Consider the following 13,077-nt stretch of genomic DNA (forward strand, 5'->3'; position numbering starts at 1 on the left):
TCGACTCGCAGATCTCCGCGCCCAAGGACAGTCTCGCGCCGGCGCTGTGGCAAAGCGGCAACCATCGAGCGATCTCTGCGCCAAGTGTCCGAATTGCAAAGCCGATGTGTTCGCACGGCCAAGACCGGCTCCTGCTCGCACGCTACCTCCTGACGGTAATACCCATTCGGAGTGCCGTGATGATTCTTGTCCGTTCCAGAGCTCTTCTCGGCGTCTCCGTCCTCGCGCTTGTCGCCGCAGGGGCCGTCAGTTCCGCGTTCGCCGCCTGCAATCCGACCGGCACCAACCAGACGTGCACCAATTCGACCACTCTCGACGGCGGCGCCAACAGGGCGATCTACGATTCGGGAAACCTGAACCTCACCAATACCTCGACGGGGGTGATCAAGAGCACCGTCGTGCTGTCGACGGTGGTTACCGCCGGTACCCTGACGCTCGACAACGCCGGCTCGATTTACAACACAACTGCAAATGCCGGCGCCATATCCGCGAGCGGCGGCGCGACAGTGACCAACCGCGTGACAGGGATAATCGAGGGCAAAGCTAGCGGGGGCGGTGTAGGCCTCAACGTCGGGGTCCTGGGCGTTGGCACGCTCCGACTGGAAAACTACGGATTGATCCACGGCGACACCGCCATACACACCGGCGACGGCACGATCAACAACCATGTCGGCGCGACCATCGTGGGCGCATCTCAAGGCGTTCTGACCGACGGTACGAACTCGACCATCAACAATGACGGCAACATCTTTACGAATGCCACCGGCGGGCAGGCGATCTACCTTACTAGCGGCGGGACGGTGAACACCTTCCAGGGGAGCCTGACCCAGGCCGACAACGGGACCGCCATCTATGGCTACAGCGAAACGAAAAAGGTCGCCATCGACAATGCCGGGCAAGTCTACACGGTGAATGGTGGCGACGCGATCGTGCTCAATGCGGCCGGGTCCACCGTCGTCAACGAAGCGACCGGCACGATCTCGGGCCGCGCACGGGCCATCGTCACGAGCGGCGGTGTGATCACCAACAGCGGGACGATCCGGGGCGGCACCGGCCCGGCCATCGACGATCTGACGTCGGTCAGCCTCGTCAACACCGCGACCGGTATCATCAACAGCAACAGTACGGCCAGCGTGATCCATGCCTTTTCGAACGTCACGCTCGACAATGCGGGGCAGATCAGCGGCACTGGAGCTGGCGCAGACGCGGTCGTGGCAGGAACGGGAACCGCCACGGTGGTCAATCGCGCCAGCGGCACGATCGTCGGCAACGACGCCGGCGTCCTCGCTTCCGCTGCGTTGAAGCTGGATAATTATGGCTCCATCGCCGGCGGCACCTTCGGGGCCACTGGCAATACTGGCAGCGTTGTAAACAACTATGCGTCGGGACAGATCAACGGCGGCAACTACGGCGTCTGGCTCATCGGCGGTGGCGGAATGGTGCACAACCAGGGCACTGTTACCACATCCGCAGGTGGCGGCGCCGGCGTCGGTGTCCGCATTTCTGGCGGCGGCGGGTCTCTCGTCAACGACGCGGGTGCGACGGTCTCCGGTGGGGATACCGGCTTCTTGGCCAACATGTCGGGCGCGGTCGTCGCAAATGCCGGCACCATCAGAGGGAGCACCACTGCGGGCGTTCAGTTCGTTCTGGGCGGCGGCACCCTGACCAATTCCAGCGGCGGCCTGATCTCCGGTGGAGACTGGGGCGTTTTCTCCGGCCAAGCCGCGCCCTCGACGATCGACAATTTCGGTACGATCAAGGCCACCTCGATCGTCGGTCTTGGAGTCCAGCTGAATGCGGTGGGCGACAGGGTCACCAACCACGCCGGGGCGACGATCAGCGGCGCGCAATTCGGGATCGGGGTGACGGGTAACGGCAGCACGATCAGCAATGCAGGCGTGATCAGCGGCGGGGCGGGCGGATCGGCGATCTCTTACGATCCCAACACCACCGGTCACACGCTGAACATCAATCCCGGCGCAAGCTTCGTGGGCGGCATCGACTGGAGCAAGGACACCGGCAACACCACCACTTTCGGTCTCGGCAGCTACACCGTCGGCGTCAAGAACTACAAGCTCGGTCAGAACACCACCAATATCAACAAGGCCTTCCAGGTCCTGACGACCACGCTGGATGCCAACGGCACCGGCAACCTCGTCGTCACCGACACCGGAAGCGCCAGCCTGCTCGGTGCCCTGCCGGGCGCGGTCATCTCCTCCACCATGGCCGTCATCGACGATGTGCTCGACATGGACATCGAGCGGCCGGACGCGCATCGCCTCCCGAAGCCCGGCACCTACGGACCGCTCGCCTATGCCGACAGCATGGCGGCCAAAGCCAAGCTGCCCGCGGCCATCCTCATCAACGAGAACACCGCCATCGATGCCTTCGGCAACCTTGTCTGGATGCGCGCCGGCGGCGGCGTCTCCGATCGCGCCTCCACCGCGACCCGCGTCGGCGACAACACCCGCGCCGGCACGCTGACGCTCGGACTCGACCGCATCGTCAACGACTGGCGGCTCGGCTTCTTCCTCGGCGGCGGCGCGGCGTCGTCCTCCCTCAGCAGCAATGCGGGCAAGGTGCAGTCCGATCTCGGCTATGGCGGCGTCTACGCGCGGCATGACTTCGGCGCGCTGACATTCGACAGCGCTCTCCTCGTCGGCGGGCTCTCGGCCAAGACCGATCGCAGCGTCACCGGTGTTGCCGGCATGGAGACGGCTTCGGGCACCGACCGCGGCTGGTTCATCGCGCCCGAGGTCGCGCTCTCCACCCGCTACGTCATCAATCCGGAATGGTCGCTGACCCCGAAGCTGTCGGTGCATTACGCGCATGCGGGCTTTGGAGCCTATTCGGAAAGCGGATCGAGCCAGAACGCGGCGTACGGCGCACATGCCGCCGATGGCTTCGTGGAAAGGGCGGAGCTGAAGCTGACTAGGCACAGCGTCAACGCCAACGGCCTGTCCAACAAGATCTGGCTCACCGGCGCCGTCTTCGACACCCAGACCCTCGGCAAGGGGATCTTCCGCGCCGACATCCTCGGCAACGACCTGACCATCGATCCGAACCTGCCGCGCTCGGCGCTGGGCGCATCGATCGGCCTCGGTGCGGAGGCACAGCTCTCGCGCGCGGCAAGCGTCTACGGCACCGTGACGGGAACGGCAGCCGACGACCACACCAAGGCACTCACCGTCAGAGGCGGCGTGAAGGTGGGGTTCTGACCATGCCGGACGATCGCTCCTTCCGCAGGGTGGATGGGTTGGACCGGATCAGGTCTAATCGTGCAGCGAGGATCGCCTGGGCAATTTCGGCGGGGGTTGGGCTCGCCATCATCGTGCTCGTCAGCAATGACGGCCTGATGGAGATCGCTGGCGCGCAAACCGTCAAGCCGAAGCAGACAGCGGCGGTGCCAGCAGTGCCATCGAACGTCGAGGAAACCTATGATGCCTGGAGGGTGGTTTGCCGCCAGGTGACGCCGAAGGACGCGGAAGGGCCACCGGCCGCCCAACGGCAGTGCTCGGTCGTGCAGCAGCAATACGACGAAAGCTCCAAGCAGCGCGTCTTGGCGATTGAATTCCAGCAGCCGACGCCGGACAAGCTGGATGGTGTTGCCGTTTTGCCCTTTGGCTTGGCCTTGGAGCGCGGCGTGACATTGCAGATCGATTCGACGCCGCTGGTGGTGACCGCGCGGTATCGAACTTGCCTGCCGGCGGGTTGCCTCGTGCCCCTGAGCCTGGACTCAAAGCTGATTGCAGCGTTCCGGAAGGGACAGACTTTGGTTCTGACGCTGGATGCCGACGATGGAAAAAGCCTGAACCTCAAGGTTCCACTCAAAGGGCTCGTCCCGGCGATCGATCGCGCAATAGCACTTGGACGGTAATCCATCGTGATCCTTGATCAGCGATTGGGATCGTGTTCCGCAGGCGGTAGCCCCGCGATTTCAGGCCTTGATCGGCGGCGAGAACGCGGCCACGAGCCGCACCAAATCGGGTTGGCGCTTGGTATCGGTCTTGGCGAAGATCTTGCTGAGGTGCGTCTTGACGGTCGTTTCGGCGACGTCGAGGCTTCTGGCCACATCGGGCACGCCGCCGATGTCGACGATGGCGAGCAGGACGCGCAGCTCGGTCGGCGTCAGCTTGAAGATCCGTTGGATCAGCTCTGTTCCAGGGATCGGGTCGAGAGAGGCGCGGCTGACAAACAGCGCGACCGATGCCTCGAACGCGTTGCCGATCACCATGCGCAGGCCCGCCGTCAGGGGCAGGAAGTGCCCGACATAGTGCGTGCCGTCGGCAGCGCGAAGAACGACCGCGGTGCTCTCGCCGGGCGTCGTTCTGCCACCAGGGGCCGATGCAGCCAGCGCTTGTTGAAACGTGCGATTGACCCTCGGATCGACGGTAACAACCCGCCCCTGCATCGAGCGCAGGACGTTGTTCTGGTCGAGGATGTCGCGGCCACTCGCATTGGCATGCAGGATATGGCCCCTCGGGTCGAGCAGGAACAGCGCCGTCCTGAGCGCTTCGATTGCCTGGATCGAACTCGCGGCGACCGCACCCTCATGTCGGAGTTTCTGGTTGATGGCGATAGCTCGCCGCAGGTGAGGAACGAGCCGGGACATCGCATCGCGCATCGCACCGTCGACCAGGCTCCCGGCCTTCGACACGGAAATATGGGAAATCGATGTGGCAGATCTTGTGAGGAGTACATTGACGCCATCCTCCAGTCCCTGGGGACGGGCCCATTCGCGATAAAATCTGCTGCTTCGAAAGTGGTCGATCGGCGCCCAGTCCTCGGCGGTGAGGACCTGGCCAATCTCCGCGTATCGCACGGTGCGTGCCGGATCGATCGACCCGTAGTTCTCGATGTAGGACTGCACGAAAGGAGCCGCGAAGCCGATCCCTTGTGCGAACTCGATCTCGCCCGTCGGCCGGAACGACACCAGGCCACCGGCCCGTCCCCCGGTAAACGTCACAACCCGATCGAGCACTTCGTTCCACCGGCTGTCGTCCAGCGCCGCATCGTAGATGCTCGTTACGATCGAGAGCAGCTTGTTGTCCGTATCCATCAGCTCATTCACAAGCCGTGCGACTTCACGCATCGGCATCCTGCCGCACCGGGCGTTGGCGATTCAAGTGAGTTGGTGCACATTCGAGCGTGGCTCATCAAGCTCCGATTGGTTCAAACGGAAAGCCCTGCTCGGTCAAAAAAACTGAGCTTACCCCCTTTGGCTTGCTTGATCCGCGATCGCAAGCGCCGGCGACAGTCACGCGGGTCACGTCTTGACCGGTGGCGAGAACGCGGCCACGAGCCGCACCAGGTCGATTTGGCGCTTGGTGTCGGTCTTGGCGAAGATTTTGCTGAGGTGTGTCTTGACGGTCGTTTCGGCGACGTCGAGGCTCCTGGCCACATCGGGCACGCCGCCGATGTCGACGACGGCGAGCAGGACCCGCAGCTCGGTCGGCGTCAGCTTGAAGATCCGTTGGATCAGCTCTGTTCCAGGGATCGCGTCGAGAGAGGCGTGGCTGACAAACAGCGCGACCGATGCCTCGAACGCGTTGCCGATCAGCCTCCGTCGGCCCGCGGTCAGGGGCAGGGCGTGCCCGACATAGCGTGTGCCGTTGGCTGCTGGAATAACGATCGCGGAACTCTCGCCCGCCGTCGCTCCGCCGCCGAGGGCCGATGCAGCCAGCGTCTGTTGGAGCGTCCGGTTGACCCGCGGATCGACGGCAACGAGCCGTCCATGGACCGAACGCAGGACGTCGTTCTGATCGAGGAAGTCTCGTCCGCTTGCATTGGCATGCAGGACATGACCCTGCGGATCGAGCAAGAGCAGCGCCGTTTTCAGCGCCTCGAGCGCCTGGACCGAACTCGCGGCGATCGAGCCCTGATGCAGCAATTCTTGATTGATTGCGATCGCTCGCCGCAGGTGAGGAGCGAGTTGGGACAACGCAACACGCATAGCGCTGTCGACCAAGCCCCCGGCCGCCATCACGGAAACGTAGGAGATCATGGTGGCGGATTTTGTGAGGAGCACATTGGCGCCGTCCTCGAGGCCCTGAGGATGGGCCCATTCACGATAGAACCTGCTGCTTCGGAATTCGTCGATGGGAGTCCAGTCCGCGGCGCTGTAGACCCGGCCGATCTCCGAGTATCGTATGTTGCGCGACGGATCGATCGACTCGTAGCCTTCGATGTAGGATTGCACGAAGGGAGCTTCGACGCCGACGGCATGCGCGATCTCGATCTCGCCGGTCCGCCGGCACGACACCAAGCCGCCGGCCTGCCCGCCGGCATACGCGACGACGCGATCGAGGACTTCGTTCCACTGGCTTTCGTCCAGCGACGCATCGTAGATGGATGCCACGAGCGAAAGCAGCTTGTCGTTCATATCCATCAGTTGGCCCCAGGGTCGTGCGACTTCAAGCATCTGCATTCTGCCGGATTGGGCGCGGGATCAATGTGAGTTGGGGCACAGTCGATGTGACTCATGATGCCCCGATAGGTTCAAACTGGAAGCCTCGCCTGATGGAAAAATGGCGCTGCACGGTAGGTTGACACCATATTAGGCAGGTAATTAACCCTTTGTTGAGAAGCCCATTTCGAGCACGATGACCAGTTCGCGTATGCGATGAGCACGATCAAGACAGGGCAAGCAGCAGCCGAGGTTATCTTCGTCCTCGAGGTGTTCGATGAGGGCTCGATAGTGGGAGGGTGTTGCCGCGCATGCCGGATGTTGACGAGTGTAATTTCGGGCCCTTAGAAGATCCGCCGAAATTGGAGCGGCTCGTGCGCTCTTGTCTGGAATGATGGCGCCGATGACAAAACTTGGCGAGATGAAACGCAAAGACGTGGTTCGCGTGCTAAACGAGAGATACTTCCTTCGTCTGTTGCAGCTTGGTCCTTTCGAGCGCCGCGCTCGCGGGTGGCGATTTGGGACGCGTGTCGTCAGCGACCGGATCGTTGAACATTTGATTGCCCGCGGCAAGGCGGAAATCGAAGGCAGTTTTCTGCGGCTGAAACGGAAAGAAACGGCGTAGCGGACGTTGCCGGCCGTCGCGACGCGGGATTGATCGTCCGCTGGCCTGCCTGGCGAGCCGCGGGCGCCAAAGAGTTTCAATGAGCCTTGACCAGACCCGGACCGATGCGAGGTAGATCAGGTCCGAGTGGTTGTTCGCTTTTACCCTTAGTCTTTGGCGTAAAGGTCCAAGCCGCGCCGCTAGCCAATCCAAGGCCTTCGACTGCCGCGTGTGCCGAGTGGTCAGCGGCACTCGCCATCTCTTGCGTGCGCTCCCTTGCAAACAGCAAAAAGTCCACTGCGCTGTTCGTGGGGCTTGGAGGCCAGTTGTTCACCAGGGCGATCCGGGTGATGCGCCCGCGCGGTTGCTTTACGTCCGGCCCACGACACCGATGAGGAGGCTTGACGCATCGCGACGGGACGCGACGACTGTCCCCCGAACGTATGAGGCGATCATAGGTCCGGCCCTGTATATCGAGCTCCGCTTTGGCGAGAGCGAGCAAGTGGCCGGCTGACGGTATGCCGACAGACCACGGCTGATCGACTCGCAGTAAAACAGGAAGGAATTGTCGTATGACGTTGCGTCGACGAACCACGTCCATTGTCGCACTGGTATCCCATCGAGTCCCTTTGATTCTATTCATCCTGTGCGGAATTGCGGGAGCGGCGGAGCGCGCTGATACGATCGGCGGACTCAGTGAGATACCGGGTGCGGGACTCCATGCCGAGGGAGCCCAGATCTATGAATGTCAGCCAGGCTCCGCAGGCAAGCTCGAATGGCAAGCCCGCGAACCCGTTGCGACGTTGATGGACGGTGACAATTCGGTCGGGCGGCACTACGCGGCGCTACACTGGGCGTCAGTCGATCCCCGCACACTTGTCTGGGAGCATAAGGACGGTAGTTCGGTGAAAGCCAAGATAGTTGCCAGTGCTCCGGGGCAAACCGCCGACGATCTGCCCTGGCTCACGCTCCAGGTCGTCACCCAGTTGGCGGATGGAGTGCTTTACGGTGCAACCAACGTCCAGCGGATCAATACGCGCGGCGGGATGGCAGGCGGTGCCTGCAATCGGCCGGGAGCTTTTCGCAGTGTGCCATATTCGGCCGACTACGTATTCCAGTACGGAGAATAGCGGCGCATGGACGTGGAGGGCATCACCGGGGTGGATCGTGTTGTAGAGTGAGGTAGGCGATGCATCGTTTCTTTTTCGATCTGTTGATCGGCAATGTCGTGATGCTTGATCCAGGCGGTATGATTCATGAGCATGTCGGTGCGACCATGTCAGCTGCCGACACGATGGCGCGCCATCTGTTCGTGTGGCGGGCGGAACTGCGCGATCGTGACGCGTGGATTCGCGTCAGGGATGGTCGCGGACGGGAGATCTATCGCGCTGCAGTTTGGTCGGAATCGACTGACCGGGAGGGCTGCGACTAGCTGGAGCCGTGTCGCAAGCTTGCCTATGGTCTAGGTAAGACAGGACATATTCGTTCCGATCCGAATCTCCGTCGCTGTTGCCCAAGCCGGACTTGATCTTGACGCTCTATCCTGGCGTCGAGGCGTCACATTGGTTGGCGCGTGCACGGAGTTCGCGTCAGATGCCCGCCGAGGTCGAAGCACGATGGTGTCCGACATCCCTCTTGCGCCTCGCTCTGAGCCCGTTCAGCCCCGGGGGAAACTCTAGCGAGACGCAGCGCCAGCCGGGAGAAAAGTGCCCGGCTGGCGCACCTTCAATCGGGCTCTCCCGAGACCGCATCAATCACCGAGCGTTCAATGGCCGCTGGGGGGCCGATCCGAATCGTGCCGTCGATGCTTCATCCTTCGCACGACCAGCTAGCGCTGTTGACGTGCCTGGTGGGCGCCAAGCGCGGAGATTTGTGGGCTTTATTGGTCGGACATCCTTCGATCGGATGATGCGGCGCGCGTGCGCCCGACTTAAAGACGTGGTCGAAACAGCTTGTCTCTCCTGCCGAAGATTGATGTGAATAATTTCATAGCAACGATCCGCCAAGCGTTGGCCACCTCGCGACGAGCCGGATCGAGATCAGAGATGCGCCAGGACGACGTCATGAAGAAACTCCTGATCGTCGTTTCTCGCGGATGCGGGGGGCGTCATCGCCAGTGTTGTCGATGCGCTGCACGGTTCGAGGTCGATCGAGGCGCGTCGACAGGTCTTTCGCTATCGCGATCTGCTCACGAATGAAAGTCGCGAACCGACGCGCGACTTTGTCTCAATCCACGACGCAAAGGATGTTCCAGAAGATGCCGATCGATTTGATGCCGAGCGATGCGGCTTCTGCAGCAGGAGGCTTGAGCAAGGCTAGCCTCAATCCGCTCACGATCGCGGCTGCCGCCCTGCTGATGATCTTGCACTTCGCGAGTGCCTCGTTGCTGGAGCGCTCCCATGCGAAGCTGGCGCAGTCGTTCGTCGACTCGTCTGAAGCCGAATTGGTCTGTTCCGAGCGCATCGACACGCGTGCGCCGACATTGCCATTCGACTGAGCTGAGGATTTGCCTCGGCCGGCTCCCAAGTTGCCGCGGCGTTGGAGAGTTCTGGCGAGATGCAGCAGACCTACCGCGCAAGGAGAATAGCCGTGTGTTTTCGTGATCTTGTCGTCGCTGCGCTCATGGGGTGGCTTGCTTTATGTCTATCTCGGCTGCCGGCTGCCGCTGCGGGCACCAGCGCCGGCTACGGAATGGGTGGCCCGTTCAGGGTGTTCGATCCAATCGTCGAGCAATACAACCGGTCCGGTGAGCAGTTTCGCATTGAGGGCCATTGCCAATCTTCTTGCACGCTGTTCCTGGCAATCAGGAACGTGTGCGTCGATCGAAATGCGACGCTGCTGTTTCATGCCGGCCATGATAGGAGCAGGAACGTGAGCTCCTGGGCGACGGATCATCTGCTTAGCGCCTACAACCCAGGCCTGCGCGCCTACGTTACCGCAAACCACTTCGTGGATACGCTGGAGTTTCACTCCATATCGGGGGGCGACATCATTCGCCGCTTTGGCTATCGCGAGTGCTCCAGGAGTTAGCGCACGCTAGTTCTTGTTCGACTCGTTCGATGCCTATGTGCAGCAACTCACACCAAGATCAGTTCGAAGTCGTCTATCTCTCGCGCCAGATGAGAGGAGAGTCTAATGGGAACATTGTCACGCGCTCTTGCAACAAAAATCGTGGGCATCGTTAGTCGCGTAGTAGCGGCGCTACAAGCGCAGCGATCGATCGACGCAAGGCGGATACACCGGCAATACCGCCACCTGATCGAAGCGCAGGGCGACGCACCAGGCTCGACCCGAGTTGGTCTTGTTTGCACCGCAGAGGATGATTCAGGAAATGCTGATGGAACTGTTGTAACTGAACCATCGTCCAACCGAACAACGCTCGAACGCGCGTAATCCCAATATCGTCATGTTGGCGCTTGACGCCGCAATCGTGGCTCGACAGCGTAACCGCGCTCGATAGCCAACTCGGCCGAATGTTCACACTCCATTGAGGTATTGGACCGTCCGCGCTGCAGCTAGACCCGGATCCTTCTCGCGTTGCTCTCTTGTCCGCCACGATCTTTAATCCGATTGAATCGGAGGCGCATTTTGCGAAAGATACGTGCTGATCGCTTCAGCCGGTGGGACACGATCATGGCATCTCATGTTCCACCGAGGGTTCGAGAAGAAGAGATAGCTGGTTGAAATTGAAGGGTAATCTATTTTCTGTGGCACCATGTTGGATTGGGACGAGAGTTCAAGTTTTTCAATTGCTTAGAAGGCGGTGTGTGCACGACGTGTGCACCGGAAGGTCAAGAAAAGTCTCATCACATCCAATGTGAGCATGCCTGTGGGGCATCTGGATGCTGTCTTTGGTTTCCGAAACCTTGTGGGCGAGCGGGGTGAAGATGGTTTCACCGCATGCGAGCGAGGTGTGGTCTGCAACTCAGCTCGACTGATGGTGTTCGCAGCGTTGCGCCTTGAAGGCGGCTCGGAGCTGAAAAGTTGCGGCTGCTTCCAGGCGGCAAGCGTCCCCCCTAGATTCCTGTTGTCCCGCGACTCCGGCGCCTCTAGCATCACGTCAAAACGGGCGTCGGGGCGGAAATGTGTCGCGAGGACATCATGCGCAGTATCAGTGCATTGCTGCTGGCCGCTTGTGTGCTGGGATCCCTGCTGTTCGCATCAGTGGAACCTGGTCTTGCGCAGGGAATTCCGCAAAACATTCCGCGGAAGGACCTTCTGATCCTCGAGAACCCGGAAGGCACCGTCAAAAACGCCGGCTGGTTCAACATCTGGGTGATCAACGCCAGCTCGCAGTCCAATGGGCTGCAGCAGGCCGCGCTTGATACGCTCTGGTATATCGATCCCGAGAGCGGTCTCGATGGTGTCTGGGACAATTCGCTGGCTGCCGACAAGCCGCAATACAACGCCGACTTCACCGAAATGACGGTCAAGCTGCGCAGCGGCATCTTCTGGAGCGATGGCGTCGAGTTCACCGCTGATGACGTCGTCGCAACCGTGACGACCCAGATCAAAAATCCGGCCATGCGCTTCAGCGCCGTGCTGACGAGCAACGTCGCTTCCGTCGAGGCGCCGGATACTCACACGGTCGTGTTCAAGCTCAAAAAACCCAATTCTCGCTTCCACACCAATTTCACGGTGCGCTGGGGCGCGGTGTGGATCCTGCCCAAGCATGTCTTCGACAAGGTCGAGGATCCCGTCAAATTCGACTTCAACAAGCCGGTCTCGCTCGGCGCCTATGTGCTGCACAGCTACGATCCCGACGGCAAATGGTACATCTGGCAGCTTCGCGACGACTGGCAACGCACCACGCTGGCGCGCTTCGGCAAGCCGGGTCCGAAATATCTCGCTTATGTCGATCCCGGGCCGCCCGATAAGCGGGTGATCGCGCAGCTCAACCACGAGCTCGACGTGATCCACGACATCGCGCCGGAGGGCATGTTCGCCCTCGCCAAGCAGAGCAAGACGACGCGGGCCTGGTTCAAGGGATTCCCCTACGGCCATCCCGATCCGACGCTTCCCGCTGTCATCTTCAACACGCAGAATGAGAATTTCAAAAATCCGGACGTGCGCTGGGCGCTGGCGTTGTTGATCGACATCAAGGCCGTTGCGATGGCGGCCTATCGCGGCGCGGCCACCATCTCCGCGATCGGCGTGCCGCCGACAGGAACCCATCCGGCCACCTATCACGCGCCGATGGAAGACTGGCTCGAAAGCTTCGAGATCGACACCGGCAAGCGCAAGATCAAGCCGTACGACCCGACCGTCGGCAAGCAGATCGCCGACATGCTGCGGCCGTCCATGGGCGAGCAGATCCCGACCGATCCGGCCGAGATCGCCAGGGCGTTCGGCCGGGGCTGGTGGAAGACCGATCCGCAAGCGGCGCAGGAGCTTCTGGAGAAAGCCGGCTTCAGCAAGCGCGGCGGCACCTGGATCACGCCTGATGGAAAGCCCTTCACCGTCCGCGTCATGGTCGAGGGCGATCTGCGTCCGGTGATGACGCGGGCCGGAACGATGATCGTGCAGCTTTGGAAGCAGGCGGGCATCGACGCCAAAATCGACGTCGCGCAAGGCACGCTGCCGACGCGGCGGGCGGCCGGTGATTTCGACACCTTCATCGGCTGGAGCGTCGAGACCCTGGGTGGCCATCCGGATCTGTCTTATTTCCTCGACAGCTGGCATTCGCAATTCGTCGCCGAGCCCGGCAAGCCGCAGCCGCTGCGCAACTGGCAGCGCTGGTCCAGTCCAGCGCTCGACAAGATCATCGAGGAGATTCGCACCGTCGGTTTCGACGATCCCAGGTCCATCGAGTTCGGCAAGGATTACGTCAAGCTCGCGGTGAAGGAGATGCCGATCATTCCGCTGATGGCCTACAACGTGTTCACCGCGATGGACCAGACCTACTGGACCGGTTTCCCGACATCGGAAAATCCTTACACCAACCCCGTGCCGAACTGGGGCAATTCGCGCTACATGTTCGTCCGGCTGAAGCCGGCGAGTTAGGACGCGATGTACCCGCAGCGCTTGCATCTGCCCCAACGGCCTTGCCGACCAACTCGGGTGCTCC

The 13,077-nt window shown here is 61.6% G+C and carries 10 protein-coding genes; 8 read left to right on the forward strand and 2 right to left on the reverse strand.

Annotated features, from left to right (window positions below):
* Nucleotides 1-179: 179 nt before the first annotated feature.
* Together M2427_RS11730 and M2427_RS11735 are read left to right on the forward strand one after the other, a co-directional pair.
* Complete coding sequence (locus M2427_RS11730) at nt 180-3,218, forward strand: autotransporter outer membrane beta-barrel domain-containing protein (RefSeq protein WP_280706462.1); 3,039 nt, start codon at nt 180-182, stop codon at nt 3,216-3,218.
* A 2-nt stretch (nt 3,219-3,220) separates the two neighbouring features.
* Nucleotides 3,221-3,877, forward strand: a complete 657-nt coding sequence (locus M2427_RS11735) for an invasion associated locus B family protein (RefSeq protein WP_280706463.1) — start codon at nt 3,221-3,223, stop codon at nt 3,875-3,877.
* A gap of 60 nt (nt 3,878-3,937) precedes the next feature.
* Here the strand turns inward: M2427_RS11735 and M2427_RS11740 are convergent, their stop codons facing one another.
* Together M2427_RS11740 and M2427_RS11745 are read right to left on the reverse strand one after the other, a co-directional pair.
* A complete protein-coding gene (locus tag M2427_RS11740) occupies nt 3,938-5,092 on the reverse strand; it encodes a LuxR C-terminal-related transcriptional regulator (RefSeq protein ID WP_280706465.1) in 1,155 nt (384 codons plus the stop codon).
* Between the two features lie 174 nt (nt 5,093-5,266).
* Nucleotides 5,267-6,388 (reverse strand): LuxR C-terminal-related transcriptional regulator, encoded by a 1,122-nt coding sequence (locus M2427_RS11745; RefSeq protein ID WP_280706467.1) that lies wholly within the window; start codon nt 6,386-6,388, stop codon nt 5,267-5,269.
* A 421-nt stretch (nt 6,389-6,809) separates the two neighbouring features.
* On the opposite strand from M2427_RS11745, the gene M2427_RS11750 reads away from it, so the two are divergent.
* The 6 genes from M2427_RS11750 (at nt 6,810) to M2427_RS11775 (ending at nt 13,013) form a co-directional block, all read left to right on the forward strand.
* On the forward strand, nt 6,810-7,031 hold the full coding sequence (locus M2427_RS11750) for a hypothetical protein (RefSeq protein ID WP_280706468.1): 222 nt from the start codon (nt 6,810-6,812) through the stop codon (nt 7,029-7,031).
* 551 nt (nt 7,032-7,582) lie between these two features.
* The gene (locus M2427_RS11755) at nt 7,583-8,140 is read left to right on the forward strand and encodes a DUF3455 domain-containing protein (protein WP_280706469.1); all 558 of its coding nucleotides are present in this window, start codon (nt 7,583-7,585) and stop codon (nt 8,138-8,140) included.
* A 59-nt stretch (nt 8,141-8,199) separates the two neighbouring features.
* The gene (locus M2427_RS11760; RefSeq protein ID WP_280706470.1) at nt 8,200-8,442 is read left to right on the forward strand and encodes a hypothetical protein; all 243 of its coding nucleotides are present in this window, start codon (nt 8,200-8,202) and stop codon (nt 8,440-8,442) included.
* An 825-nt stretch (nt 8,443-9,267) separates the two neighbouring features.
* A complete protein-coding gene (locus M2427_RS11765) occupies nt 9,268-9,507 on the forward strand; it encodes a hypothetical protein (RefSeq protein WP_280706471.1) in 240 nt (79 codons plus the stop codon).
* Between the two features lie 59 nt (nt 9,508-9,566).
* The gene (locus M2427_RS11770) at nt 9,567-10,040 is read left to right on the forward strand and encodes a hypothetical protein (protein WP_280706472.1); all 474 of its coding nucleotides are present in this window, start codon (nt 9,567-9,569) and stop codon (nt 10,038-10,040) included.
* Nucleotides 10,041-11,111: 1,071 nt separating this feature from the next.
* Nucleotides 11,112-13,013, forward strand: coding sequence for an ABC transporter substrate-binding protein (locus tag M2427_RS11775; protein WP_280706473.1), 1,902 nt, complete (start codon nt 11,112-11,114; stop codon nt 13,011-13,013).
* Nucleotides 13,014-13,077: the final 64 nt, after the last annotated feature.

Source organism: Bradyrhizobium sp. BR13661 (assembly GCF_029892425.1).
Lineage (GTDB): Bacteria > Pseudomonadota > Alphaproteobacteria > Rhizobiales > Xanthobacteraceae > Bradyrhizobium.

Bases quoted from the DNA above. Each gene is read 5' to 3' on its own strand.
- M2427_RS11730 (WP_280706462.1), top strand. From the start codon at position 180: ATGATTCTTGTCCGTTCCAGAGCTCTTCTCGGCGTCTCCGTCCTCGCG.
- M2427_RS11735 (WP_280706463.1), top strand. From the start codon at position 3,221: ATGCCGGACGATCGCTCCTTCCGCAGGGTGGATGGGTTGGACCGGATC.
- M2427_RS11740 (WP_280706465.1), bottom strand. From the start codon at position 5,092: ATGCGTGAAGTCGCACGGCTTGTGAATGAGCTGATGGATACGGACAAC.
- M2427_RS11745 (WP_280706467.1), bottom strand. From the start codon at position 6,388: ATGGATATGAACGACAAGCTGCTTTCGCTCGTGGCATCCATCTACGAT.
- M2427_RS11750 (WP_280706468.1), top strand. From the start codon at position 6,810: ATGACAAAACTTGGCGAGATGAAACGCAAAGACGTGGTTCGCGTGCTA.
- M2427_RS11755 (WP_280706469.1), top strand. From the start codon at position 7,583: ATGACGTTGCGTCGACGAACCACGTCCATTGTCGCACTGGTATCCCAT.
- M2427_RS11760 (WP_280706470.1), top strand. From the start codon at position 8,200: ATGCATCGTTTCTTTTTCGATCTGTTGATCGGCAATGTCGTGATGCTT.
- M2427_RS11765 (WP_280706471.1), top strand. From the start codon at position 9,268: ATGCCGATCGATTTGATGCCGAGCGATGCGGCTTCTGCAGCAGGAGGC.
- M2427_RS11770 (WP_280706472.1), top strand. From the start codon at position 9,567: ATGCAGCAGACCTACCGCGCAAGGAGAATAGCCGTGTGTTTTCGTGAT.
- M2427_RS11775 (WP_280706473.1), top strand. From the start codon at position 11,112: ATGCGCAGTATCAGTGCATTGCTGCTGGCCGCTTGTGTGCTGGGATCC.